24 protein-coding genes and 1 pseudogene are annotated in these 24,427 nt (G+C 60.4%); 16 read left to right on the top strand and 9 right to left on the bottom strand.

Features of this window, described 5'->3' with window-relative positions:
- Positions 1 to 24: 24 nt before the first annotated feature.
- Genes OKW20_RS21790 through OKW20_RS21780 form a run of 3 tightly spaced genes read right to left on the bottom strand, consistent with a single transcriptional unit; the run spans position 25 to position 2,790 of the window.
- Complete coding sequence (locus OKW20_RS21790; protein ID WP_043625258.1) at positions 25 to 1,098, bottom strand: ABC transporter ATP-binding protein; 1,074 nt, start codon at positions 1,096 to 1,098, stop codon at positions 25 to 27.
- A gap of 7 nt (positions 1,099 to 1,105) precedes the next feature.
- Positions 1,106 to 1,930, bottom strand: a complete 825-nt coding sequence (locus tag OKW20_RS21785; RefSeq protein WP_043625255.1) for an ABC transporter permease — start codon at positions 1,928 to 1,930, stop codon at positions 1,106 to 1,108.
- Entirely contained in the window at positions 1,927 to 2,790 is an 864-nt protein-coding gene (locus tag OKW20_RS21780) for an ABC transporter permease (RefSeq protein WP_156134287.1), read from the bottom strand. Before OKW20_RS21780 ends, OKW20_RS21785 begins: the two co-directional genes overlap by 4 nt.
- Before the next feature lie 305 nt (positions 2,791 to 3,095).
- Between OKW20_RS21780 and OKW20_RS21775 the strand changes: the two genes are divergently transcribed.
- Positions 3,096 to 4,508 (top strand): aminotransferase, encoded by a 1,413-nt coding sequence (locus OKW20_RS21775; protein ID WP_429175196.1) that lies wholly within the window; start codon positions 3,096 to 3,098, stop codon positions 4,506 to 4,508.
- A 91-nt stretch (positions 4,509 to 4,599) separates the two neighbouring features.
- Here the strand turns inward: OKW20_RS21775 and OKW20_RS21770 are convergent, their stop codons facing one another.
- Complete coding sequence (locus OKW20_RS21770; protein WP_429175194.1) at positions 4,600 to 5,796, bottom strand: aromatic ring-hydroxylating oxygenase subunit alpha; 1,197 nt, start codon at positions 5,794 to 5,796, stop codon at positions 4,600 to 4,602.
- A gap of 336 nt (positions 5,797 to 6,132) precedes the next feature.
- Here OKW20_RS21770 and OKW20_RS21765 point away from each other — a divergent pair, with 336 nt between their 5' ends.
- The 4 genes from OKW20_RS21765 to OKW20_RS21750 all read left to right on the top strand — a co-directional run bounded on the left by OKW20_RS21765 (position 6,133) and on the right by OKW20_RS21750 (position 9,210).
- A complete protein-coding gene (locus OKW20_RS21765; protein ID WP_429175190.1) occupies positions 6,133 to 6,714 on the top strand; it encodes an intradiol ring-cleavage dioxygenase in 582 nt (193 codons plus the stop codon).
- Between the two features lie 954 nt (positions 6,715 to 7,668).
- Positions 7,669 to 7,923, top strand: a complete 255-nt coding sequence (locus OKW20_RS21760; protein WP_043625246.1) for a DUF1344 domain-containing protein — start codon at positions 7,669 to 7,671, stop codon at positions 7,921 to 7,923.
- A gap of 174 nt (positions 7,924 to 8,097) precedes the next feature.
- A complete protein-coding gene (locus OKW20_RS21755; RefSeq protein ID WP_429175188.1) occupies positions 8,098 to 8,469 on the top strand; it encodes a response regulator in 372 nt (123 codons plus the stop codon).
- A gap of 156 nt (positions 8,470 to 8,625) precedes the next feature.
- Positions 8,626 to 9,210: a dual specificity protein phosphatase family protein gene (locus tag OKW20_RS21750; RefSeq protein WP_429175185.1), complete on the top strand. Its 585-nt coding sequence runs from the start codon at positions 8,626 to 8,628 to the stop codon at positions 9,208 to 9,210.
- Between the two features lie 164 nt (positions 9,211 to 9,374).
- On the opposite strand, the gene OKW20_RS21745 is transcribed toward OKW20_RS21750, so the two are convergent.
- The gene (locus OKW20_RS21745; protein ID WP_429175182.1) at positions 9,375 to 10,178 is read right to left on the bottom strand and encodes a class I SAM-dependent methyltransferase; all 804 of its coding nucleotides are present in this window, start codon (positions 10,176 to 10,178) and stop codon (positions 9,375 to 9,377) included.
- Positions 10,179 to 10,281: 103 nt separating this feature from the next.
- Here OKW20_RS21745 and OKW20_RS21740 point away from each other — a divergent pair, with 103 nt between their 5' ends.
- The 4 genes from OKW20_RS21740 to OKW20_RS21725 are packed head-to-tail and all read left to right on the top strand — an operon-like array spanning position 10,282 to position 14,424.
- Positions 10,282 to 11,415, top strand: coding sequence for an ABC transporter substrate-binding protein (locus tag OKW20_RS21740; protein WP_429175179.1), 1,134 nt, complete (start codon positions 10,282 to 10,284; stop codon positions 11,413 to 11,415).
- Positions 11,416 to 11,471: 56 nt separating this feature from the next.
- Positions 11,472 to 12,611, top strand: coding sequence for an ABC transporter substrate-binding protein (locus OKW20_RS21735; protein ID WP_156134284.1), 1,140 nt, complete (start codon positions 11,472 to 11,474; stop codon positions 12,609 to 12,611).
- Entirely contained in the window at positions 12,611 to 13,678 is a 1,068-nt protein-coding gene (locus OKW20_RS21730; RefSeq protein WP_043625235.1) for a FecCD family ABC transporter permease, read from the top strand. Before OKW20_RS21735 ends, OKW20_RS21730 begins: the two co-directional genes overlap by 1 nt.
- The gene (locus OKW20_RS21725; RefSeq protein WP_429175175.1) at positions 13,672 to 14,424 is read left to right on the top strand and encodes an ABC transporter ATP-binding protein; all 753 of its coding nucleotides are present in this window, start codon (positions 13,672 to 13,674) and stop codon (positions 14,422 to 14,424) included. The genes OKW20_RS21730 and OKW20_RS21725 overlap by 7 nt, the downstream gene beginning before the upstream one ends.
- A 135-nt stretch (positions 14,425 to 14,559) precedes the next feature.
- On the opposite strand, the gene OKW20_RS21720 is transcribed toward OKW20_RS21725, so the two are convergent.
- On the bottom strand, positions 14,560 to 14,784 hold the full coding sequence (locus OKW20_RS21720) for a hypothetical protein (RefSeq protein ID WP_429175173.1): 225 nt from the start codon (positions 14,782 to 14,784) through the stop codon (positions 14,560 to 14,562).
- Positions 14,785 to 15,255: 471 nt separating this feature from the next.
- On the opposite strand from OKW20_RS21720, the gene OKW20_RS21715 reads away from it, so the two are divergent.
- Positions 15,256 to 15,402 (top strand): DUF1127 domain-containing protein, encoded by a 147-nt coding sequence (locus tag OKW20_RS21715; protein ID WP_064817045.1) that lies wholly within the window; start codon positions 15,256 to 15,258, stop codon positions 15,400 to 15,402.
- 639 nt (positions 15,403 to 16,041) lie between these two features.
- Here the strand turns inward: OKW20_RS21715 and OKW20_RS21710 are convergent.
- The 3 genes and pseudogenes from OKW20_RS21710 to OKW20_RS21700 form a co-directional block, all read right to left on the bottom strand.
- The gene (locus tag OKW20_RS21710) at positions 16,042 to 16,245 is read right to left on the bottom strand and encodes a cold-shock protein (RefSeq protein ID WP_043621551.1); all 204 of its coding nucleotides are present in this window, start codon (positions 16,243 to 16,245) and stop codon (positions 16,042 to 16,044) included.
- 241 nt (positions 16,246 to 16,486) lie between these two features.
- Positions 16,487 to 16,738: pseudogene (locus OKW20_RS21705) on the bottom strand (aminoglycoside phosphotransferase); the annotation flags it as partial.
- An 11-nt stretch (positions 16,739 to 16,749) separates the two neighbouring features.
- Positions 16,750 to 17,415, bottom strand: a complete 666-nt coding sequence (locus OKW20_RS21700; RefSeq protein WP_043621554.1) for a TetR/AcrR family transcriptional regulator — start codon at positions 17,413 to 17,415, stop codon at positions 16,750 to 16,752.
- A 275-nt stretch (positions 17,416 to 17,690) separates the two neighbouring features.
- Between OKW20_RS21700 and OKW20_RS21695 the strand changes: the two genes are divergently transcribed.
- The 6 genes from OKW20_RS21695 to OKW20_RS21670 all read left to right on the top strand — a co-directional run bounded on the left by OKW20_RS21695 (position 17,691) and on the right by OKW20_RS21670 (position 24,279).
- A complete protein-coding gene (locus OKW20_RS21695; RefSeq protein WP_429175169.1) occupies positions 17,691 to 18,254 on the top strand; it encodes a TRAP transporter small permease in 564 nt (187 codons plus the stop codon).
- 10 nt (positions 18,255 to 18,264) lie between these two features.
- Positions 18,265 to 19,545 (top strand): TRAP transporter large permease subunit, encoded by a 1,281-nt coding sequence (locus tag OKW20_RS21690; protein ID WP_043621557.1) that lies wholly within the window; start codon positions 18,265 to 18,267, stop codon positions 19,543 to 19,545.
- Between the two features lie 66 nt (positions 19,546 to 19,611).
- Positions 19,612 to 20,628, top strand: a complete 1,017-nt coding sequence (locus tag OKW20_RS21685; RefSeq protein WP_429175805.1) for a TRAP transporter substrate-binding protein — start codon at positions 19,612 to 19,614, stop codon at positions 20,626 to 20,628.
- A 91-nt stretch (positions 20,629 to 20,719) separates the two neighbouring features.
- Positions 20,720 to 21,580, top strand: a complete 861-nt coding sequence (locus tag OKW20_RS21680; RefSeq protein WP_429175803.1) for a shikimate dehydrogenase — start codon at positions 20,720 to 20,722, stop codon at positions 21,578 to 21,580.
- A gap of 29 nt (positions 21,581 to 21,609) precedes the next feature.
- Positions 21,610 to 23,499 carry a bifunctional sugar phosphate isomerase/epimerase/4-hydroxyphenylpyruvate dioxygenase family protein gene (locus tag OKW20_RS21675; RefSeq protein WP_429175165.1) on the top strand — a complete coding sequence of 630 codons (1,890 nt, stop codon included), beginning with the start codon at positions 21,610 to 21,612 and terminating at the stop codon, positions 23,497 to 23,499.
- Between the two features lie 258 nt (positions 23,500 to 23,757).
- Positions 23,758 to 24,279, top strand: a complete 522-nt coding sequence (locus tag OKW20_RS21670; protein WP_429175800.1) for an MgtC/SapB family protein — start codon at positions 23,758 to 23,760, stop codon at positions 24,277 to 24,279.
- The last annotated feature ends 148 nt before the right edge of the window (positions 24,280 to 24,427 follow it).

The raw sequence follows: 24,427 nt of genomic DNA, 5'->3' as shown, positions 1-24,427 counted from the left end.
GCGACACGGCTCGCCGCATTGTTGTCAGTCCGCTACCGCAACCAGCGCATCCGGGTCGTAGGCCAGCCGTACCGTATCGCCGACCGGAATGTCGTCGGCGCCGAAATTGTTGGTTTCCGAAACCGAGAGCGGCTGTTCGAGACCCGGGATATCGACGATGAGGTGGGTGATTTCGCCGAAATAGTGCCGGTCGACCACCTTGCCCGCGACCTCGAAGTCGGAGCGGGCATCGTCCCAGAGAACGCGCAACCGCTCCGGCCGGATACCGACCGTCGCTGCACCGTTGCGGGCGACGAAGCCGAGCGGCTTGTCGACGGTGACGCCGCCGAAGCGCGGGGTCTCGACGGAAATGCGTGTCGCCGTCTCATTGGTCACCCGCGCCTTCATGAAATTCATGCCGCCGAGGAAATCGGCGACCTGGCGCGTGTTGGGCCGCTGGTAGATTTCCTTCGGCGTCGCGACTTGCGCGATCCGGCCGCCGAACATCACAGCGATCCGGTCGGACAGCGCCAGCGCCTCGTATTGATCGTGGGTGACGAGGATGAAGGTGATGCCGACAGCGCGCTGCAGCGTGCGCAGCTCCACCTGCATCTCCTCGCGCAGCTTCTTGTCGAGCGCCGACAGCGGCTCGTCGAGAAGCAGCACCTTCGGGCGCATGACCAGGGCGCGCGCCAGTGCCACCCGCTGGCGCTGCCCGCCCGACAGTTCGTGCGCCCGTCGCTTGCCGAGATGGCCGAGCCGCACCTGCTCAAGCGCGGCGGCGACGCGGCGGCGCTCCTCGGAGGCTTCGAGCTTCAGCCGCTTCAGGCCGTAGGCGACATTCTCCTCGACATTGAGATGCGGGAAAATCGCGTAGTTTTGGAAGACCATGTTGGTCGGGCGGTGGTTGGGCGGAACGCCTATGACCGACTGCCCGTCGATGCGGATATCGCCTTCGGTCGGGGTGTCGAAGCCGGCGATCGAGCGCAGCAGTGTGGTCTTGCCGCAGCCCGACGGGCCAAGCAGCGAGAAGAACTCCCCGGCGGCGATGTCCAGCGAGACGTTATCGAGCGCCTTGTAGATGCCGTAGAACTTGTTGACGCCTTCGATCGCGATCATCGGTTTATCAGGCATGCTGCGCTCCCTGTGCCCTGAGCCGGTGTTCGGCGCGGCGGCGTATGATTTCAGAAACGGTGAGAAGCAAGATCGAGAGCAGGAGCATCAGGCTGCCAAGCGCCAGCACGCCGGGAAGCTTGGCGGCGAAGCGCAGCTGGCCCCAGATATAGACCGGCAGCGTCGGCTCGGTTCCCGAGAGGAAGAAGGCAAGGATGAACTCGTCGAGCGACACGGTGAAGGAGACGAGCAGGCTTGAGACGATCGCCGGCGCAACCACGGGAAGCGTTACGCGCCCGAAGGTGCCGATCGCCGTTTCGCCGAGATCGAGCGAGGCTTCCTCCAGCGACCGGTCGAAGCCGTCGAAGCCGGAAATCAGGACCGACATCGCATAGGGCAGGCAGAAGATCACCTGGCCGAGGATGACGGTTATGAGCGACAGTTCAAGCCCGAGCTGCAACAGCACCATCAGCAGCGATACCGCCACGATGATCTCAGGCAGAAACAGGGGCGCCATGATGAGGCCGGTCGCCGGCTTTTTGCCGCGGAAGCGATAGCGGGTCAGCGCGCGCGCCGCGCAGATGCCGAGGAGAGTGCTGAGAATCGCAACTGAAATGCCGACGATCAGGCTGTTGCGGGCCGCTTCCAGCATGGCCGAATTGCCCCAGAGCGAGGCGTACCATTTGGTGGTGAAGCCTGCGAGCGGGAAGGTCGTGGTCGAGGCGTTGTTGAACGAGAAGATCGGCAGAAGCAGGATCGGGAAATAGAGAAAGAGCAGGTAGAGGCCAACATAGGCCGGCAACCAGCGAGACTTCGGAATGCCGTGACGACCGCTCATTTGGTTACCCTCATCAAGAGCTTGAGCAGGAGGACGACGAGGCCCGCCATCGCCGAGACGACGACCATGGTGGTCACCGAAAGGGCGGCGCCGAGCGGCCAATTGGCACCCTTGCCGAATTGCGCCTGGATCGCGGTCGCAATCATCACCCCGTCCTTGCCGCCGACGAGTTTTGGCGTGACGTAGTCGCCGACCGTCGGGATCATGACGATGAGAAAGGCGGAAATGACGCCCGGAAGCGAGAGCGGCAGGGTGACGCGCAGGAAGCTCATCAGCTTGTTGTCGCCGAGATCGTGCGCCGCTTCGATAAGCGAGCGATCGACCTTTTCGAGCGACACGTAGATCGGCAGGATCGCGAAGGCGGCCCAGCTGTGGACGAGCGTGATGACCACCGCATTGGAATTGTAAAGCAGCGTCGTCAGCGGCTTGTCGATGAGGCCGATGGACAGAAGGCCGGTGTTCATGACGCCGCCGTAGCCGAGGATGACCTTCCAGGACATCACGCGCAGCAGATAGCTCGTCCAGCAAGGAACGGTGATCAGGAACAGCCAGAGGTTCTTGTGCACCCCGCCATGGAAGGAGATGAACCAGGCGATCGGGTAGGAAACGGTGACGGTCACCACGCTCACGACCAGCGAAATGACCAGCGAGCGGACGAGCAGGTCCTGGTAGATCGGCTCGCCGAGCGCGGTGCGGTAGTTTTCAAGGGTAAAGGTGCGGTCGATCGTCAGGTATTCCTGGGTCCAGAAACTGTAGGCGATGACAATCAGGACGGGCAGGAAGAGCAGGGCAAGCGCGTAAAGCAGTGTCGGCGAGATGAGGGCGAGGCCGCTGGCCTCTTCGCTGGCGATCCAGCGCATTCGGCTTTTCGGCGGGGCTGAGGGCCGGTGTTCCACTTCGATGCCCGGCAATACCGCCATCAGCGTGCCCTCGCACAATGCATCGAGCCTGGACACTGGAAATGCAGCGATCGCGTCATTCAATCCATCCCGTGGCGGTATCCGCCTTCTCGTGTTCCCTTGATTAGCAAAACGCAAATCGGGATTGAACGCAAGCGGAATTTCTGTAATATTGATTGAACAGCCATTCAATAAAATGAGAATTTATCGATTAATATCATGTGATTGATTGGCTTTTGTCGTCAGATAATAGGGGAGATTTCGTGATGGCTGCGAAGCGCGATCTGGCAGATATGCACAATGAAGGGGCCGACGAAATCTCTGAACGCGCCGCGCGGCATCTGGTCCAGCCCTGGCCGGTGGCCGGCAGCATCGGCGCCGAGCATCGCGGCGCGATCGAGAGCGGCGAGGGGATCTATGTGACGGACGGCGAAGGGCGCCGGCTGATCGACGGCCCGGCCGGCATGTGGTGCGTCAATGTCGGCCACCGCCGGACGGAACTCGCCGAGGTGCTGCACGACCAGGCGCTGGCGCTCTCCTACAATTCGCCCTGGTACACGACGAGCACGCCCTCGGTCGCGCTTGCCGAAAGGCTCGCCGGCCACGCGCCCGGCGATCTCGGTCACGTGTTCTATACGACCGGCGGCTCCTCGGCGGTCGAGACCGCGCTACGTTTTATGCAGTTCATGAACAATGTGCGCGGCCGCCCGGACAAGAAGCTGATCGTCTCGCGTCAGGGCGGCTATCACGGCTCGACCTATCTTTCGGCCTCGCTGAACGGCCGCCCGCGTGATCACGACTGGATGGACAGCGCTTCGGATCAGGTGATCAAGCTCACCTGTCCCAACCCCTTCCGTCGCCCGGCGGGCCAGTCCGAGGCGGAGTTCTGCGATTTCCTCGTGGAAGAGTTCCGCGCGGTGATTGAGGCGCGCGGGGCGGAAAAAATCGGCGCCTTCATCGCCGAGCCGGTCATGGCGTCGGGCGGCGTGATCGTGCCACCGGCCGGCTATCTCCAGCGCATGCGGGCGCTCTGCACGGAGAACGATATCCTCTTCATTGCCGACGAGGTCGTGACGGCCTTTGGTCGGCTCGGCGAGGTCTTCGCCTCAAAAGCCGTGTTTTCGATCGAACCGGACATGATCACCTTCGCCAAGGGGGTGACGTCAGGCTATTTCCCGCTCGGGGGCGTGATGATCTCGTCGCGGCTTCTCGAAACGTTGCGCCAGTCGAACCATTCCGACGCGATGTTTGCCCACGGGCTCACCTATTCCAGCCACCCGATCGGCTGCGCGGTGGCGCTCAAAAATCTCGACATTCTGGAAGGCGGGCTGCTCGATCATGCGCGCGCCATCACCGGTCATTTCCAGGGCGCGCTGAAACGGCTTGAAGGGCTGCCACTTGTCGGCGAGGTGCGCGGGGTGGGGCTGATGGCCTGCGTCGAATGCGTGGCCGACCGGGTGAGCAACAATCCGCTGACGCTCGATCTGGAAGTGGGAAAACGCATCGACCGGCACTGCCAGGAACTCGGGCTGCTCGTCCGGCCGCTGATCAACATGTGCGTGATGTCGCCGCCGCTGACGATCACCACCGGCCAGATCGACGACATGGCCGATATCCTCGACGTCAGCATTCGCCGGACCATGGACGAGCTTGTGCGCGAGGGGCTCTGGAAGGGCTGAAGACGGCTTGAAATGCCTCGGCCCTGCCAGCATTCCCCGGCAGGGCCGATTTCAGGGGCCGGATGATCTCCGGCCCTTCTTTTTTGTTCGGCTAACGCGTCGCCATCGTCGCGTTGACGGCGGCGATCTCGTCCTCGCGCGGCGCCTGTTCGAGCGTCATGACCGGCAGCACGGCGCGCAGGTGGTCGTGGTGGGTGCGCACGCCATATTCGAGGTCGGAGAGATAGAAACCGCCGAAGGCTTTCGACGTCATCGATTCGTTTGACCAGACCGTCAGCTGCACGTCCTCGGACTGGGTGTCGCGGTCGATACGGAAGGCGAGGTAGCGGGCGAGCCGCTGTTGACGCGTCTCGTTCGGGTAGCGATAGATGGCGCCGCGCAAGAGCGTCTTGCCGGTCGAAAGCGGAAATTCCTGGTAGAACTGCACGCTCTCCGGCGTCACGGCGATGACGGCATTCGGAAACAGGCCGAAATAGATCCAGGCCTTGCGCAGCCGCTCGGGCAGATGGGTCGCCTCCGGCGCGACCTTCACATACTGCCTGACGCTCCAGCGCCGGCCGGCATGCGGATTGTAGGTGGCAAAGGAACGGCAAAGGCCGTTGACGAAGGGTTCGTCATAATAGGTCGAGCCGTAGAGGTCCTGCAGCGCCGGATGGGCCATGGCGACGTGATAGCCTTCGTTGTCGACGTCGCGCACGGACTTCCAGTTGACCGGACTGTCCTGCGTCCAGATGCCGTGGGTCGGCACCATCGCCTCGGTGCCGTACTGCCCGAGTTCTTCGGCAAAGGGTCGCATCAGCTCGGCGACGGACGGCTGCGGCCCGGGACGAAAGCGGATGAAGACGAAGCCCATCCAGACCTCGAGTTCGAGCGGGATCAGCCCGAAGGCCTGCTTGTCGAGCGGCGGGAAGGAGCGGGGGCGCGCAGCCCCTCGCAGCGTTCCGTCGAGATTGTAGACCCAGCCGTGAAACGGACAGACGAGCGCATTGCGGCAGGTGCCCTTGTCGTCGGCGACGACCCGCGAGCCGCGGTGCCGGCAGATGTTGTGGAAGCCGCGGATCGCGCCATCCAGGCCGCGTAGGATCAGCGCCCGCTCACCGACGACATCCATGGTGATGTAGTTACCCGGCTCGGGAACGTCGGACACATGACAGGCGATCTGCCAATGCTGGCGGAAAACGTGTTCCTTCTCCAGTTCGAGCAGGGCATCGCTATGATAGCACCATCCGGGCAGCCCGCGGCGATCCCAGTCGTTTGGAACGGAAATGTCGCGGGCCAGTTCGTTCACCACAGTCTCCATTTTTGCTGAACGTTCATTCAATATAGCCGGGTTTTGCGACGAAGGGAAGACCTGCAGGTCGCGACGGGCATGGGCGCCGTTGTTGGACAATTCGTTGGGCCGTCACGAAGCTTGGTCAGCTCGACGATTGACCGTGCGGACAGTTAGGCCAACCGCCTGCTCCATCTTCGTTGCATGCGGGTGATCAGCGCCGCTGTTCGATATCGTCAGCTCCCAACAGCGGTATTGCCGGTCACGTTGTGATCGAGATTCCGCTAATGTCGGCCCCACTTCTGCCCAATGGGGCGGCAACGATCCTGGCTTCCGTGTTTGGAGAACAGAACCATGCCGACCCGGCGCAATTTCCTTATCAGCTTCGTCGCTACGCCGATTGTGCTGCCGGGCCTGAGCCAGGCAGCTGGCATTCCGGTGGAGTTGCCGCTTACGGCTAGTTGCGGTGATGACCATGAGCTGACGCCAGACCAGACCGAAGGCCCGTATTTTACGCCGCAGAGCCCTGAAAAACAGGACTTTGCGAAGGATGCACCGGGCGGAGAAAGGCTGACGCTTGCTGGTCTTGTACTCACCAAGAACTGCCAGCCGGTAGCGAGAGCGTTGATCGAGCTATGGCACGCGGATGAGAACGGCACCTACGACAACAGCGGATACAAACTCCGCGGACATCAATTCACAGATGCGGATGGCAAATGGTGGTTCGAGACGATCGTGCCAGGGCTCTATCCCGGTCGCACCCGGCACTACCATGTGAAAGTCCAGCGGCCCGGTGGGGACGTGCTGACGACGCAACTTTATTTTGCCAATGAACCAGGCAACGAACGTGACCGCATATTCAACGCAGCCTTGGTACTCGATATCAGCGCGACGAGCGACGGAAAATTTGGTCGCTACGATTTCATCGTGGCGTAACTGGCGTGTCGCATCGGCTAAATGTTCGGCTCGTTCACTCGCTGCCTCGGATCTGCCGAATCCCAACTCCGAGCTCAGACCCGCGCTTGGCGTTGACCTGAAGATCGGGCACGGTGTCGCGTCGAACGAGGAGGATCCAATCGCGTCCGCGCTGGTGAGGAAGGGCGGGGTTTCTCCTCTCGCTGTCGGCGCGCGGCCAGACACCGCCGGGCGTCGTATCTAATCGGCACAGCGCTCGACGAGCGCCTCATAAGCAGCGCCGACCGCAGAGTAGGGCTGCCGGCTGTCACCCACACGGGATCGCTCGCAACGACGGCTTTGCGCGCACCGTTCTTAGAAACTGCCTCGAATCTTAGAAACTGCCTCGAAAATTGCGCATGCGCGCTTGCCCGTTCGGCTGAACGCGGTTCCGAACATCCCTTCCGGCGGGCCGGCCTGACCGGCGACAACATACGCTCGAAAGCGACGCTTATCACTGCAGCCTTCAATCTCACAGCCGCTTCGGCGGCAAACGCCCGTTGTGGGATCTGTGACAAGCTGATCGCCCCACAGGAGCAGACCTGCGAAAATCCCGCTGAATGCTCTTGCTCGAGGCACTCGGTTGCATGCCCACGGCGCTTCTCCTTTGGACAATCACAAGGGAGGTTGCTTTCCAAGCAAAAGTAGAACGCCGGCCGTACGGTGACCTTTCGCAACCCTTACGGCTTTGTAAGGTTCGGCTTGCGGCTCAAATACATGCCCGCCGCCGTCCGAAAGAGGCGATGCGCGGCAATCAACACTTTGAAATGCCGCCTTGAAATGGGGGCGGAGAAGCCGCTGCTAATACCAGGAAAACGAGAACCGAGACACCGCAAAGCTGTCCAATCGGTATGCTGGCGAACACGTTCGTGACACCGTTGAAATCGAAAGTGCGTGTGAAAGCAGTCGCAGTTCGGAAGGACCAAGGCGAAGAACATGAAAAAGCTCCTCATGACAGCATGCGTCACCGCAGCCACCATCATTGCTTCATCGGCAATGGCAGCCAATGTCTCTGGGGTAGTGCAGAGCATTGATAAGTCACGAGACGCGATCCGGCTGAGAGACGGTATGGTGCTCAGGCTAAGCGAGGGCACCGAAGCCGAGAACTTCAAGCCCGGCACGAAAGTCAGGGTCACTTACACGAAGAGGCATGGAGAAAACGTCGCGTCGTCGGTCGAGCGCGTCAAATAGCGCAGCAGCTACCGTCAGCGATGATCCGCGCGCGGTTGCGCCACTGCCGCCCCGCCCCTTGATGCACTCGATGGAGTTCGATCTCGATGAAATCGAAGGAACTGGCGATTACAGTCTGTTGCCCGGCCACGATGGGGTGCTCGGCCGGCGGCCCGATTAGAGCGGGAGGCACCGATGAGATGCCTTCTCGTTGAGGACAACGAGATGTTGGGAGATGCGCTTCGCGACCATCTCGCCGCTATGGGGCACGCCGCAGACTGGTACCTTACCCTTGGTGAGGCGAATATCGCAGTCCAGGCGGGGCGTTTCGATCTGGTGCTCCTCGACCTCAACCTCCCTGATGGAAATGGCTTGTCGTTGCTGCGAAGCCTGCGAGCGGCCAATGACGCAACGCCGGTGATCGTCATAACAGCGAATGATCAGATATCTGACCGGATGAACGCCGTCAGTTCCGGCGCCACCGATTACCTCGTCAAGCCGTTTGATCTTTCGACACTTACCAATGCAATTTGCGCTGTTCGCTCACAGGCAATGGCACCTTTTTAAGTCGTGATCAGATGGTGCCCGCAGACCTGTTTCACGCCACCAAACCGGAGCCTTCCTGAGTTGCGATGCGATGCGTAGTCACCATCGTCGCCGGCGTTCAGCTTGCTGTCAGCTAATGATGCCATTCGCGTAGTCCTGACAGCGCGAAAGCTCGACATGAAGAAACAATGGAAATGGGCGGGTTACTCCGTCGCCGCGGCCGCCCTCGGGCTGGGAGCGTACCTCTTGGGCATTCAGCTGGCGGGAAACTTCGCCATTGTCGTGCCGGGCGAAATCTACCGATCCAATCAACCTTCGGCCGCGGAACTTACCGACTATAGCAAGCGCTATGGCATCAAGGCGGTCCTCAACCTGCGCGGTGCCGCCAAAGGCTCAACCTGGTACAAGGAGGAAATCGCTGCCGCTGGCTCGCTAGGACTGGTCCACATCGATTTCGGCATGAACGCCGGCAAGGAATTGAGTGTCGAGGAGATGCAAAAGCTGGCGGCCATCCTCCGGGACGCTCCCAAGCCACTGTTGATTCATTGTCGCTCCGGCTCTGATCGAACTGGCCTAGCCTCGGTGATCTATCTGAACAAGGTCGCGAACGTAGACGAGGAGGAGGCGGAACAGCAACTTTCGATCCGATTCGGTCATGTCGGCCTACCACTGCTTTCCGCGACATACGCCATGGACGCAAGCTGGGAAAAGTTCGAGCAACCGCCAGGGCAGGCGCACCCACCAAGCTCGGGGCGGTCCTAAGTTCTGAAGACGGCTGCGTCGGATGGGCCCATCAGGCTCATCGTTCAGCTCCGGCAACAAGTGCCGCCTTCAGGCGCTTGCCGCTGATCGTCGACAGCGCACGTAATTGCCCAAGGAACAGATCGCGATGCTCGTCAGCGCCGCTCTTTTCGGCTGTGGCATTGTCACTCTTTCGTCGCGCGAATGGCGTAGCGATGCTGCGATCGTCTCGCCAAGCCCTTGAAGAGATTCCAGTTTGCGGCCTGGGTGCGATGAATCTCGTGAAGGTCCCTGTCGATCATGATGTCGACGAAGCCGGCTCCGCGCAACAGTTCGACGACGGCTTCGGCCCGGGCGCCCTCGGAGAAATGCACGCGCGAGAGGATGCTGCGGTGGGTCGCCATCATTTGCGCTGAACCGGTCGGCGTCTCCGTCTTGAAAAGCCCGAGGCGCTGCCCCCAGGTGCTGAGCTTGGAAAACAGCCGCTCGAGCGCGGTGGTATTGACGAAGTCACCATCGACGATCAGCAACCTGCCGCCGGGCTTCAGGACCCGCAGCCATTCGGCAAAGGCTGCGGCTGGATCGACAAGCGTCCAGACCAGATGCCGGTTGACGATCACATCGTAGTGGTTGTCGGGCTCCATGGTGTTTTCTGCGTCGCCGAGGGCAAAACGGATCGCTCGCCCGCGTTTGCGCGCCTTTTCCCGGGCGCGTTGAAGCATCGGCTCGGCCCAGTCGAGGCCCTGCACCTTGAAGTCGAGTTCATCGAGAAGATGCGAGATGACGCCCGTGCCGCTGGCGAGATCCAGCGCGGCGCGCCCTGCGCCCGGTCCGAGATGACGGAGAAACAGCTGATGCCACGCCACCCGTTCTTCCTCCGAGAAGATTTCGTGGCCCGGCGACAGATCGAAGGTTGCCGCGCGTTCCGACCAATAGGCCTTGATTTCATCGCGCAGGTTGTAATTCTGCCGCTCCGTCACATCGCTCATGCCGACACTGCGTCCCTGTTTGGAGGCGTTCTAAAAGATAAATGTTGACTAATAAAGTCATGAAACATTAGATCGCGTCGATTTTCCAGCGGAGCAGAAAACAATGCGGTTTTTCAACAGGGTGGCTGCGGCCGCCACGGGTTTTTGCGTGCTTTTTTCTACGGCAGCCTTCGCTGATGTCGTCACGCTGAAAGATGTCACCGGACGTGACGTCGAGGTCAACGTCCCGGTCGAGCACGTGATCCTCGGCGAAGGACGCCAGATCTATTTCCTCGGCGCGCTTGACCGCGACGAGCCATTCAAGCGTGTCGTCGGATGGCGCGACGATCTGGCGAAGGCGGACCCTGAAAGCTACGCCGCCTATCTCGCAAAGTACCCTGACATTGCCAAGCTGCCGACCTTCGGCGGCATGAAGGATGGGACCTTCGATATCGAGCAGGCGGTGGCCCTGAAACCAGATGTCGTTCTGATGAACGTCGATGCCAAGACGGCTACGGAAGAGGCCGGCTACATCGAGAAGCTCGCCAAAGTCGGTATCCCGCTCGTCTACGTCGATTTCCGCGAAAAGCCGATGGAAAACACCGAGCCGAGCATGCGCGTGATGGGCAAGCTTTTGGGAAAGGAAGAGAAGGCCGAAGAGTTCATCAAGTTTCGCGCCGAGAGCATCGCCAAGGTGACCGACGTTTTGGCGAAGGCCAATCCGAAGAAGCCGCTCGTTTTTGTCGAACGCGCCGGTGGTTACTCCGACGATTGCTGCATGTCTTTCGGTAACGAGAATTTCGGCAAGATGGTCGAGTTCGCCGGCGGTGTGAACATGGCGAAAGACATCATTCCCGGCACTTTCGGCGTGGTCAATCCGGAGCAGATCATCGCTGCCAATCCCGACCAGATCATCATCACCGGCGGCAACTGGCAGGGATACGCGCCGGGCGGCGCCTGGGTCGGTGTCGGCTATGGTGCAGACGAGAAGGAAGCGGCCCGCAAGCTCGAGAACCTGACCAAGCGCCCGGCCTTCACCGGTGTTGCGGCGGTCAAGGACGGTCAGGTCCATGCGATCTGGCACCAGTTCTACAACAACCCTTACCAGTTCGTCGCCATCCAGCAGATCGCCAAGTGGCTGCATCCGGATCTCTTCGCCGATCTCGATCCGGAAGCGACGTTCAAGGAGTTGCATGAGCGCTTCCTGCCGCTTCCCTATAAGAGCGGCTACTTCGTTTCGCTGACGGCAGCCAAATAAGCGCATCGACAACCGGAGAGGGGAGGTCTCCGGCGTCGCGTTCGCAAGGAGTGAGAATGTCCATCTTCAGGAAAATCGCGTCGTCGATGATCGCAGCCTTCGTTTTGGCGGTTCTGCCCGCAAGTGCGGCTGAAATTGTCGACGTTACCGGCCGCCGGGTCGAAATCGCGCTGCCTGCCAAGCGCGTGCTTTTGGGCGAAGCGCGGCAGATCCATGTGGCGGCCGCGTTGAAAGGCGAGCATGTCTTCGACACGATTGTCGGCTGGCGCGATGATCTCCTGAAAAAGGATCCGGATTCCTATGCCGCTTATGTGGAGCGCTTCCCCGAAATCGAGAAGCTGCCGCGTTTCGGCTACATTCCTTCAGGCGATTTCAGCCTTGAGGCAGCCATTGCGCTCAAGCCGGACGTGCTGACGCTCAATCTCGAAGCGCAGCAGGCCGTCGAGGAGTCGGGCTTCATCGAAAAGGCTGCTGCCGCCGGCATCGCCGTCGTCTATCTCGATTTCCGCGTCGATCCGGCCGCCAACAGCGAGAAGTCGGTCGAAATCCTGGGCCAGCTCTTCGGTGCCGAAGCGAGGGCCCGCGAATTCATCGACTATCGCAATGCCCAAATTGCACTGGTGACGGATCGCCTCAGGAAGGCTGGAGAAATTGCGCGCCCGAAAGTCTTCATCGAGCGCTCTCCCGGCATTACCGGCGACGTCGTCTGCTGCCGGACCTTCGGCCCGGCCAATTTCGGCAAGATGGTGGAAGAGGCTGGCGGCCACAATATCGGTTCTGACGTCATCAAGGGCACCTTCGGCGACCTCAATCCCGAGCAGTTGATCGTCAGCGATCCCGATCACGTCATCATCACCGGCAGCAACTGGTCGGCCGAATCCGATCTCAACCAGTTTGTCAGCGTCGGGCGCGGCGCCGATAAGGCGGCGGCAGAAGATCGCCTGCGCGGCCTGATGCAGCGCCCGGGCTTTCCTGGCCTTAAGGCGGTGAAGGAGGGCAATGTGCACGCTGTCTGGCACCAGTTCTACGGTGCCCCTTACGAGTTCATTCCGATCCAGCAGTTTGCCAAGTGGTTCCATCCGGAGCTCTTTGCCGACATCGACCCGGACCGGACTTTCCGCGAGTTCCATGAGAAGTTCCTGCCGGTGACCTACCGCCCTGGCTACTTCGCCTCGCTTCCCAAGAGTGGTGATTGATGGTTGCCGTGACCGAACAAATATCCGGGGTCGAAAGCCGAGCGCGCTACCGCTCCCTCGTTTTGCGCCGCCTGGTGTTGATCTCCTGCCTCGTTGGCGCGCTCTTTGCGTCGGTTGCTGTCGACATGGCGCTTGGGCCTGCGAACTATCCGCTCGCCGACGTGCTGACCGCGCTCTTTCGCCCTGAAACGGTAAGCGACCAGCTCCGGGTGGTGATCTGGGACATTCGCATGCCGATCGCCCTGATGGCCGTGACGGTGGGGGCATCCCTGTCGGTCGCCGGCGCGCAAATGCAGACGATCCTTGCCAATCCGCTTGCAAGCCCGTTCACGCTCGGCATTTCAGCCGCTGCCGGCTTCGGTGCGGCCCTCGGTCTCGTTGCCGGCGTGGCGGTCTTTCCCGTCGCCGTCCAATACATGGTGCCGATCAACGCCTTCCTGATGGCGATGCTGGCGGCACTCTTCATCCACTTCGCCTCCACCATGCGTGGCGTTACGGTCGAAACAATCGTTCTGCTCGGCATTGCGCTCGTCTTTACCTTCAATGCCGCGTTGTCTTTGCTCGAGTATCTCGCCTCCGAGCAGGCGCTGGCCGCCGTCGTCTTCTGGACGATGGGCAGTCTCACCAAGGCAACCTGGCCGAAGGTCTGGATCACCGGCGCCGTGTTGCTGTTCGCCTTGCCGCTTTTCGCCCGGCACGCCTGGGCTTTGACCGCGCTTCGGCTTGGTGACGACAAGGCAGCAAGCTTTGGCATCAACGTCCGCAGGCTGCGGCTCGAGGCAATGATGACCGTCAGCCTGCTTGCGGCGATCCCGGTCTCCTTCGTCGGAACGATCGGTTTTGTCGGTCTCGTCGGACCGCACATCGCCCGAATGCTGGTTGGTGAGGATCAGCGCTTCTTCCTGCCAGCTTCTGTGCTGTGTGGCGCACTCCTGCTTTCGGTCACTTCGGTCGTCAGCAAGATGATCATTCCCGGCGCCGTGCTCCCGATCGGAGTCATCACCGCGCTCGTCGGCGTGCCCTTCTTCTTCGTGCTGATTTTCACCAACAGGAGGCGCGCATGGTAAGCCTGACGCTGGAAAAAGTCGGCGCGAACTACGGCCGCCACACGGTGCTCTCGGACGTCAACACGGGCGTGCTTCGTGGTGGCGGTCTGACGGCGGTGATCGGTCCCAATGCCGCCGGTAAATCGACGCTGTTCAAGCGAATCGCAGGCCTGACGTCCGGGCCCGGCACTGTTCATCTGTCCGATGCGGCGAAGGGCCCGCATGGCATCTGTTACATGCCGCAGGATACCGGCGCCAATGCCGTGCTCACGGTCTACGAGTCGGTGCTGCTATCGTCCAAGCAAGGTTCCGGCTGGAAGGTGAAGGACGCCGAACTCGCCGAGATCGACCGGGTGTTGGGCGAACTCCGGATCGCCGATCTCGCCTTTCGCGGCCTTGGTGAGCTTTCAGGCGGCCAGCGTCAACTCGTCTCCATTGCTCAAGCGCTCGTGCGTAAACCCGAAGTGCTATTGATGGATGAACCGACCTCGGCGCTCGATCTCTTTCGCCAGATCGAGGTCCTTGGCTTCATGAAGCGTTTGTCGGCGCAGTCGGGCATGGCGGTGTTGATCGCGCTGCACGACCTGAACCATGCGCTGCGCTATTGCGAGGACACGATCGTCATCAGTGGTGGATCGGTGCTGGCGAGCGGCCCCACCCACGACGTTATCACCGCGGATATGCTGCGCTCGGTTTATCGAGTCGAGGCGCGGGTAGAAGCCTGCTCTCTGGGGCGCCCCGTCGTCATCGTCGACGAATCTCTTTGAGATATTGCGAACCGCTCGGCGCGCTTGGCCAGCTCGAAGAGCTGCCTTCCAGCATTGGCGATTGGAATGGATCGGGAAACGCTCCCCGGTAGAATTGTCCCGGCTGGAGCGGTAGGCGCAAACCTGGCGAGGGGGCTAGAGTATCTCGGTCAACTCGAACAGCGGCAGAGCCAAGCAGACCGACAGGATGTGCCAGGGCTCGCCCTCGACCGTGGCTCCGTCACTCATTTCGCTCAATGTCAGGTTCGGAGCGACGTCGGCGCATGCCTGCTCGAGCAGGGTGATTGCTTCTTTTGATGTCAGTCCGTCTGGATACCGGACAGCGTATTTTCGGCGAGGATCTGCTTCGTTTAGGGTCATCTTTGCAAGGCTGTCCGCTGAGGTGAAGGCGAAGGATCAGACCTACATCGCGCGGACTGTGGGTGGTTTCGATAGCCCTTCGTTGGTAGCGACCGCAGTCAAAAAGGATAGGGATGTCTCGGCGCCGCGTTTATGCTTGCAAATCTATGCCGGCTTCCGCCAGTCCGCGATAAAGGTTGCCTTGATTGGCTCGACCGTACTCAAAGTGGAACGGATCCGCTCGGTGGTTGTCACTCTTACGCGTTCGCGCCAAGTTTTACCTTGCCACTGGACATGTAGCGCCCAGTTCTCACGATGGTTTGTGGCCGTCGCTGTTGGCTCGTCGAGCGCCTATGCATTTCCCACATGGGAGCGCTGAGTTTTGAGCGCTGCAACTTACGGAAAGCCTGAGCTATAAGGTGTTCATCGAAGTGAAACGAGGCGCCACGGACTGGCAGCCAGGCTTCGAAAGCCCATTGAAAGGGGGATCAAATGAACATCGCACGCTCCATCAACAACTGGCGCAAGTACCGTCAGACGGTCACCGAACTGGGCCGCATGTCGAACCGCGAACTTCGCGACCTCGGCATCGAACGCGCCGACATCGACCGCGTTGCACGCACGGCCTTCGCCCGCTAAGGCGACCCACATAGACTGAAGAATTGCCAAGCGCCTGCATCTCCTGCGGGCGCTTTTGCTTTTTGAGGTCATGGCGTTTGACTGGCGAGAGGAACGGCAGACGTTCCAGGCTGGTTCGCCCACAAAATCGTCCAAAAGAAAACCCCGCCGGGGAAGGCGGGGCAAGGCTCGCGTCACCGGCATGACGGGCCGGACGCAACCCGTGCGCGCCGAGTGGAGCCGTCTAGGTTGCGGCAACAACTCAAACCACCCTGTCGCAGCGCAAGTGATCTGAAGCAGGGAAGGCGAGCGTTTCAAGCCGACGCTGTTTGGAACTTGTGGCGCCGCACGCTCATTGAGCCACGGTAGGTCATGCGCCGCTCACTCTCGCCGCATCAGCACAAACAAAACCGCTGAAGCGACCGGGTGGATTAGCCGTCGCAAAATCTAAATGTACAGCCGAAGCCTGCATGACTTGGCCGTCAACATTTATGTGCCGAACCGCAGCGTCGAGCTCAAGGTCGAGCTCAAGCCGGTGCGGTGCGTCGATCTGAAGATCGGGCTTGGGGGGAGACATCACCGAGATTGCCCGGTCGCTCGCGCGGCCGGGCAGGCGAGGGAATGCAATGAAGCGAATTCCCGCGGTGTGGGATGCGATGTTCAGGCTGACCTGACGTTTTCAGCCTTCGATTTTCCAGTCTTGCGGTCCTGGCCGAGTTCGTAGCTGACCTTTTGTCCGTCGCGCAGTGAGGTTGCGCCTTCCAGCGCCGACACGTGGACGAAGACGTCAGGTCCGCCGCTGTCGGGCGTGATGAAACCAAAACCCTTGTCCTGGTTGAAAAACTTAACGGTACCGGTTGCCATGTCATCCTCGTCAACTGAGTGTTCTGCGTTTTGCCGCAGGACCTTATACAGCACTTACCCTGGCGGCAATCGCGCATGCGGGCAAAATCCACCTTCTCGCGCCAGAACCGTACTTTTCAACGAAGCAAGACAAGACCGACGGCGTTACGGGACACATCATCGAGATTGCCCGGTCGACGGCGCGGACGGGCAGGTGAGGGAAGAAGGCCCCCTGATCGCGAAGGTTGGCATCCCTCATCCAAACCATCAAGCCGCCCCCGAGCAGGCGCCCATCAGGTGTCGGAATCGGCACGGGAACAGTCATGCCTTCACGGTCAAGGTGTTGGAGCAGACTGGCTTCCCATGCGAGATCGGCATCAGGCCTCGAGCCAAGGCGGCCGACCGCGATCTGCCCGTCGATGCGAACGCTCCAGACTTCGTTTGCAACTCCGCCCGTGAGCGGTTCGATGCGGTTCGCATTTCCTCCCCATTGCCTGAGTGTTTCCCATCCCATGCGCTATATCGCTAGGATATGGGGTTCTCTGCCCCTTCCTCCGTCTGGAGGTAGCTGATCACGGCGTCGGCGATCATTCGGCGATGGCGGCCGATTGTGGCCGATTCGGAGAGATCCCTGCGAAAGATGGTTCCGAATGTATATCGGTTCGAAACCCTGAAGAAGCAGAAGGCACTGATCAGCATATGCACATCGATCGGGTCGGCCTTTCGCTTGAAAGCACCCTCGGCGGTACCGCGTTCCAGAATGCCCGCGATCGTTTCGATGACCGAGACATTCAGATCGCGTATCGCTTCCGACCGCAGCATATGGGCTGCGTGGTGGATATTTTCGATGCTGACCAATCGCACGAAATCGGGATTGGCCTCATCGTGGTCGAATGTGCTGGATATTAGCGTACGCAACGCCTCTTCCGGGGCAAGGCTTGCGAGCTTGAGGTCCTCCTCGAGCGTGCGGATCTTGCGATAGGCTCGCTCGAGCACGGAGAGGTATAGCCCCTCCTTGCCCCCGAAATAGTAGTAGATCATTCGCTTGGAGGTTCGCGTCCGTTCTGCGATCGCGTCAACGCGTCCACCCGCAAGGCCGTGCGTCGAGAACTCCTCGGTGGCAACGACAAGGATGTCTTCCTTGGTGCGCTCCGGATCGTTCTTCCGACTTGCCTCAACCCGCCGCGCCATTCTTTTTTCGTTACTCCCCGGCACGCGCCGAATTTTCCAATGAAACCAGATCGAAACGGGCAAGCCCGAAGGCTCTCTGCATCGCCTCCTCGAAATTCATATTGAGGTTACGGGGGTCTTTCAAGAGAGTCTACTTGACATACGTACTAGTTCGTACATTTTGAAATGGCGAAGACCGCTTGAGGAGGATGTGTTCGCACCGGTGCCTGACGCCGCCACGTGGCGCTAATGTGCTGCGCGGGCGCCAAGACGGCACTCCGCTTTGGGAGGAGCGCATGATCCGTATTATCGATTTCTATTTCTTCGCGCTGAAGGTGGCGATTGCCTTGCTGCTTGCCGGCATGGTCGTCCTCGTCTTCGGCAATGTCGTTTTGCGGTATGCGTTCAATCAAGGCATCACGGCCTCTGAGGAAATATCACGCATCTTCTTCGTCTGGCTAACGTTTCTTGGCGCCGTGGTTGCCTTGCGCGAACACGGGCATCTCGGCGTTGATACGCTCATCAAACGCCTGCCGCCGGTCGCCGCAAAGGTCGCGGTGCTGCTTGGTCATATGATGATGCTCTATGTGACCTGGCTGATGATTAGCGGCAGCTGGACGCAGACGCTCATCAACCTGCATGTCAGTGCGCCTGCGACTGGGCTTTCCATGGGCTTCTTCTACGGGGCCGGTCTCGCCTTTGGGGTACCCGCATTCCTCATCCTGCTTGCCGATGCTTTCGCCATCGCGACCGGACGCATCGACGTGACGACGGCGGAACTGGTTCGCGACAGCGAAGACGAAGCAGCGCTCGACCCGCCCCCCACCGCCACGCTCGGGCCGCTGCCCGTCAAACACTGAGGACGAGCCGATGACGGTCACCATCTTCCTTGGCGCGCTTCTCGGTCCCATGGCGCTCGGCGTGCCGATTGCATTTGCGTTGATCATCAGCGGTGTCGCCTTGATGCTCTTTCTCGGGCTCTTCGATGCACAGATCGTCGCCCAAAACGTCTTGAACGGCGCCGACAGCTTTCCGTTGATGGCCGTGCCCTTTTTCCTGCTTGCAGGGGAGGTTATGAACACCGGCGGGCTTTCCCGCCGCATCGTCGCCTTGGCAATGGCGATGGTCGGTCATATTCGCGGCGGCCTCGGCTTCGTGGCGATCTTTGCCGCCTGCATTCTTTCCAGCCTCTCTGGCTCAGCGGTCGCCGACGCCGCTGCCCTCGGCGCGCTGCTTCTGCCGATGATGCTGAAGAGCGGTCATGATCCGGCGCGCGCCGGGGGGCTGCTTGCCTCTGCATCGATCATCGGGCCTATCATTCCACCGTCAATCGGTTTCATCCTCTACGGTGTGGTTGGCGGCGTCTCGATCACCAAGCTCTTCCTTGCGGGCATTTTCCCGGGTTTGATGATCGCCGCGGCCCTTTGCATCACTTGGCTCATTGTCGCGCGCAAGGAGCAGTTCGAGCTCCCGCCAAGACAAAGCGCTCGCGTGCGGCTTGGAGCGCTGCTCGACAGTGTGTGGGCGCTCCTTTTGCCGGTGATCATCATCGTTGGTCTGAAGTTTGGCGTGTTCACGCCAACCGAAGCCGGCGTTGTTGCGGCGGTCTACGCCCTGTTCGTTTCGATGGTCATCTACCGGGAGCTCACGCCGGGCCAGCTCTTCCATGTCTTCGTAGCGGCCGCGAAAATTACATCCGTTGTGATGTTCCTGGTTGCCTGCGCTGCCGTTTCCGCCTGGCTGATTACGGTTGCCGACGTGCCCGGTGCGCTTGCCGCACTGGTCGAACCTCTGATGGACAATCAGACCCTTCTGCTCATCGCAATCATGGTCCTGATCGTTGTCGTCGGCACAGCAATGGACATGACGCCGACGATCCTCGTCATGACGCCGGTTCTGATGCCGATCATCAAACAGGCGGGGATCGACCCGGTCTATTTCGGCGTGCTGTTCATCATCAACAATTCGATCGGCCTGATCACCCCGCCAGTGGGCACGGTCCTCAACGTTATCTGCGGCGTCTCGAAACTGTCGATGGAGGACCTGATGAAGGGCGTGTGGCCCTTCCTCATTGCTGAACTGGTCGTCCTTTTCCTGCTCGTTTTGTTCCCCGAACTGGTGACCGTACCGGTCTCCTGGTTCGGGCACTGACGGCAACTTTCTATTGCGCTTCAACAGGCCGGCAGGATTACCGGTCCAATCTGGGAGGATAAGATGGTGTTGAACCGATTGACAAAAATGGCCCTGGGCGTCGCCCTGCCGATCGTTTTGTTTGCAGCAGGGCCCACGCTTGCAGAGATACGCGACCAGACTATCAAGTTCGCGTCAGCCAACAACAAGGGGCACCCCCAAGTGACGGGCATGGAGAAGTTTGCCGAGCTCGTGAATGAAAAGAGTGGCGGCAAGATCGAGGTGAAGCTGTTTCCCGGCGGCACACTTGGCGGTGACGTCCAGACTGTCTCCGCTCTCCAGGGCGGTGTTATCGAGATGACCGTGTTGAACGCCGGTATTCTTGCCAACAACGTCAAGCAATTCGGCGCCGTCGACCTTCCGTTCCTCTTCGACAGTGGCGAAGAGGCGGACAAGGTGATGGATGGCCCCTTCGGGGAAAGCCTCAGCAAGCTCTTGCCCGATACCGGCCTAGTCGGACTTGGGTACTGGGAACTCGGCTTCCGCAATCTGACGAACAATCGCCATGCAGTGGCCAAGCTTGAAGATATCAAGGGTCTGAAGATCCGCACGATCCAGTCTCCGATCCCGATCGAGCTCTTCAACACGCTCGGCGCCAACGCTGTTCCGCTGCCTTATACGGAACTCTACACCGCGCTTGAGACTGGGACGGTCGATGGGCAGGAGAACCCGGCGGCAAACATCCTGAATGCCAAATTCTACGAAGTGCAGAAATACATGACGCTGACCCGTCACCAGTACAATCCGCAGATCGTGCTCGTCAGCAAGAAGTTCTGGGATGGGCTGAATGACGAGGAAAAGGGCGTGCTGCAAGCGGCCGCGACGGAGGCCCGCGATTATCAGCGCAAGGTCTCGCGCGAGGCGGATGCCACAGCCCTTGAGGAAATCCGCAAGACAGGCATGGAGGTCAGCGAATTCAGCCCCGAAGAAACGCAGAAGCTGCGTGACGCCGTCAAGCCGGTGATCGAGAAGTTTAGCGCCGAGATCGGCGCCGATACGGTGCAGTTGCTGTTCAAGGAGATAGGTGCCGCGCGGGGCCAGTGACCGCGCGAATACTTCGGCCCGCCCGCGAAGTCGCGGCGGGCCGCAGGCTGGCTGCCCTTTGCAACGGGCTCGGAAGATGGAAACACAAACAATGTCCGAAACGCTTGTAAGACCCTTGAAGGCGGGCCTGATCGGTGCTGGCATCCAGGCCTCGTTGACGCCTGCCATGCACGTGGCTGAAGGTGCAGCTCAGGGGCTCCGCTATGCCTACGAGCTGATCGATCTTTTCGAGATCGGGGCGACGGAAAATGATCTGCAGCGGCTGCTCGCCGACGCTGAGACGCAGGGGTTTTCCGGTCTCAACATCACACATCCGTGCAAGCAGGCGGTCATTGCCCATCTCGATGAACTGTCGCCGGACGCCCAGCGGCTCGGTGCCGTCAACACGGTCGTGCTCAAGGGGGGGCGAAGATATGGCCACAACACCGATTGGTGGGGCTTTGCCGAAGGCTTCAGGCGAGGATTGCCCGATGCAGACCTGTCCACGGCCGTGCAGCTGGGAGCAGGCGGTGCGGGCGTCGCAACAGCCTATGCCGCGCTTTCGTTCGGTCTAAAGCGTCTCATCGTTTTCGATCGCGAGCCGGAACGGGCGCGATTGCTTGCCGCGATGTTGACCGCACTGTTTCCAGACGCGGATATTACCGCCGGCACGGACCTTTTTGTTGCCATGCGCTCGGCATCCGGGTTGATCCATGCCACGCCGACCGGCATGGCCAACTATCCCGGGGTGCCACTTGACGTCGAGCTTCTCGATCCGCGCCACTGGGTCGCCGAGATCGTCTATTTCCCGCTCGAGACGTCGCTGCTTTCAGAAGCAAGGCGACGCGGATGCCGCACGCTCGACGGTGGAGGAATGGCGGTATTCCAGGCAGTTGGCGCATTTCGCCTGTTTACAGGTCTTGAGCCCGACACAACGCGGATGCTTGCCCATTTCAAGGCACTGACCGGCTGAACCCCGAAGAATTCAGCGAGGAGCGAGTGATGAAGACCTCGATAGCAACGGTTTCGCTCAGTGGCGACCTCAAGGACAAACTGCGTGCGATCGCCAAGGCGGGCTTTGCCGGTGTGGAAATCTTCGAGAACGATTTCCTGGCTTTTGATGAAAGCCCGCGTCAGGTCGGCCGCATGGTGCGAGATTTCGGCTTGGAGATCAGTCTGTTCCAGCCGTTCCGGGATTTTGAGGGCATGCCGGAGCCGTTAAGAGCCCGAACGTTCGACCGTGCCGAGCGCAAGTTCGACTTGATGCAGGAGCTTGGCACCGACCTCCTCCTTGTCTGTTCCAATGTCTCGCCTGCTGCCGTTGGTGGCATTGACAGGGCAGCAGCGGACTTCAGCGAACTCGGCGAAAGGGCCGCAAAACGGGGCCTGCGCGTGGGTTACGAGGCGCTCGCCTGGGGGCGCCATATCAGCGATCATCGCGACGCCTGGGAGATCGTCCGGCGCGCCGATCACCCGAGTATCGGATTGATCCTCGACAGCTTTCATACGCTGTCGCGCAAGATCGAGATCAACTCGATCCGCTCGATCCCAAAGGAGAAGATCTTCATCGTCCAGTTGGCCGATGCCCCACTGATCGACATGGATCTGCTGTATTGGAGCCGGCATTTCCGCAACATGCCGGGCGAGGGCGACTTGCCGGTCACCGACTTTACCCGCGCAGTGGCGGCGACCGGTTATGACGGCTACTTGTCGCTCGAAATCTTCAACGACCAATTTCGTGGCGGCAACCCCAGTGCGATCGCTGTCGACGGATATCGTTCGCTGATCTATCTCGGGGATCAGGTCAAGCGCGCCGAACCGGATACTCGTTTGCCGGTCCCCACAATGCCTCCTCGCGTCGACGTGAGAGATGTAGCGTTCGTGGAGTTCAGTGCCTCGGCAGAGGAAGCAGGCGAACTCGAAGCGTTGCTCGTTTCAATCGGCTTCGCGAAAACAGCACAGCATCGGACGAAACAGGTGGTGGTTTATCGCCAGGGTGCCATCAATCTGGTGGTCAACACCGAGCGCGAAGGCTTTGCCAGCGCTTCCTATCTTGTCCACGGCACGTCCGCCTATGCCTTCGGCCTCATGGTGGACGATGCTGCGGCCACGGTAGAAAGGGCGCGGGTGCTTGGAGCAGAACCGTTCGAGCAGCCGGTTGGCCCAGGCGAGCTCGTGGTTCCGGCGATCCACGGCGTGGGCGGAGGGCTCGTCTATTTCCTGGACGACAAATCCGAGCTCTCCAAGATCTGGGAGATCGAGTTCGAGCCAGTGCGAGACGGCGGCTCGGTCGTCGCTGCCGGACTACGCTCCGTGGATCACATCGCTCAGACCGTCAAATATGAGGAAATGCTGACCTGGCTGCTCTTCTACACATCGCTACTCGATGCTCATAAGACGCCGATGATCGACATCGTCGATCCGGCAGGCATCGTTCGCAGCCAGGTCGTGGAAAATGACGCTGGCACGTTGCGTCTGACACTGAATGGCGCGGAAAACCGCAACACGCTGGCCGGTCGGTTCATCGCCGAAACCTTCGGTTCCGGCGTCCAGCATCTGGCCTTTGCCACCGACGACATTTTTTCGACCGCGCAGGCCTTGCGCGCCAATGGGTTCAAGGCGCTACCGATTTCGCCAAATTACTACGATGACGTCGAAGCGCGTTTCGGTCTCGACGTTCAACTCATTGAGAGGCTGAAGTCCGAAAACATCCTCTATGACCGTGACGAGGACGGCGAGTACTTCCAGCTCTACAGCCCGACCTTTGGTGAAGGGTTTTTCTTCGAGATCGTCGAAAGGCGCGGCTATCGCGGCTACGGAGCCGCTAATGCGATCTTTCGCATTGCAGCGCTACGAAAGTACCTGAGACCCGATGGATTGCCAAAAAACTGACGATCCGACGATCGTAAAACCAACAGCGGGTGGGGTAGCGGCAAATGGCTGAAGGCGGCCGCCGGTTTTGTCGGACGGGCAGGGCTCAACCAGCCGCATCGTACGATCGAGATCAAGGCGGAACCGCTGCAGTCGGACCATCGGCGGGTCGAGCAGACACTATTTCGACTTTTGGGCTGGCCGTTTTCATCTGCGCTCATATCTAGCCGGGCACTTACACCGTTCAAGGAGGCGCGAGTGAACGACTGGCTGATATCGATGGGCGTGGAACTGGACATCCTTCCGCATCTCGTTGCCTTGATGGTGGCTTACGTCCTCGCGCTACCGATCGGTTGGGATCGTGAACAAAACGAGCGGAGCGCTGGCCTTCGCACCTTCCCGCTGGTCGCCATCGCCTCATGCGGTTTTATCCAGTCAGCAGAAACGATCACACTCGGCAATGCGGAGGCCACGGCCCGCGTGGTGGAAGGCCTGATTAACGGTGTCGGTTTCATCGGAGGCGGCGCGATCCTCGTTGGAAAACTCGGCACTCGCGGGACCGCCACAGCTGCGAGCATTTGGGCAACCGGCGCAATCGGCGTTGCTGTCGGGCTTGGGTCCTACGATACCGCCATCGTGCTTTCGATCGTCACGTTCGCGACACTCCGATTTATGACGAATTTCAAGTCGTCCAAAAATGAGGTCCTGGCACCGGGGGACACCCACCAGGTCAATACCAGTCCAATATCTGCGTCGCAGCCCGAGGCGTCACGGGTCGAAGAGCCCGGCGTTCGCGTGTGACTGCCCCTTGAAACCCGTCTAGCCTTGACGTTCCAGAGTCTCGCCCCTTGCAGCTATCCCTCGAAAATTGAAGGCAATTCCCTTGTCGCAGTCATGGTGATGCCCTAGTTCCTGATGCGATTTTTGGTTTTTCGCACGTGCTGCGAAA

It is taken from the genome of Ensifer sp. LBL, assembly GCF_050435225.1.
Classification (GTDB): Bacteria; Pseudomonadota; Alphaproteobacteria; order Rhizobiales; family Rhizobiaceae; genus Ensifer.
Note: the sequence above shows the minus strand (reverse complement) of the source record. Positions and strands in the feature narration are given on the sequence as shown.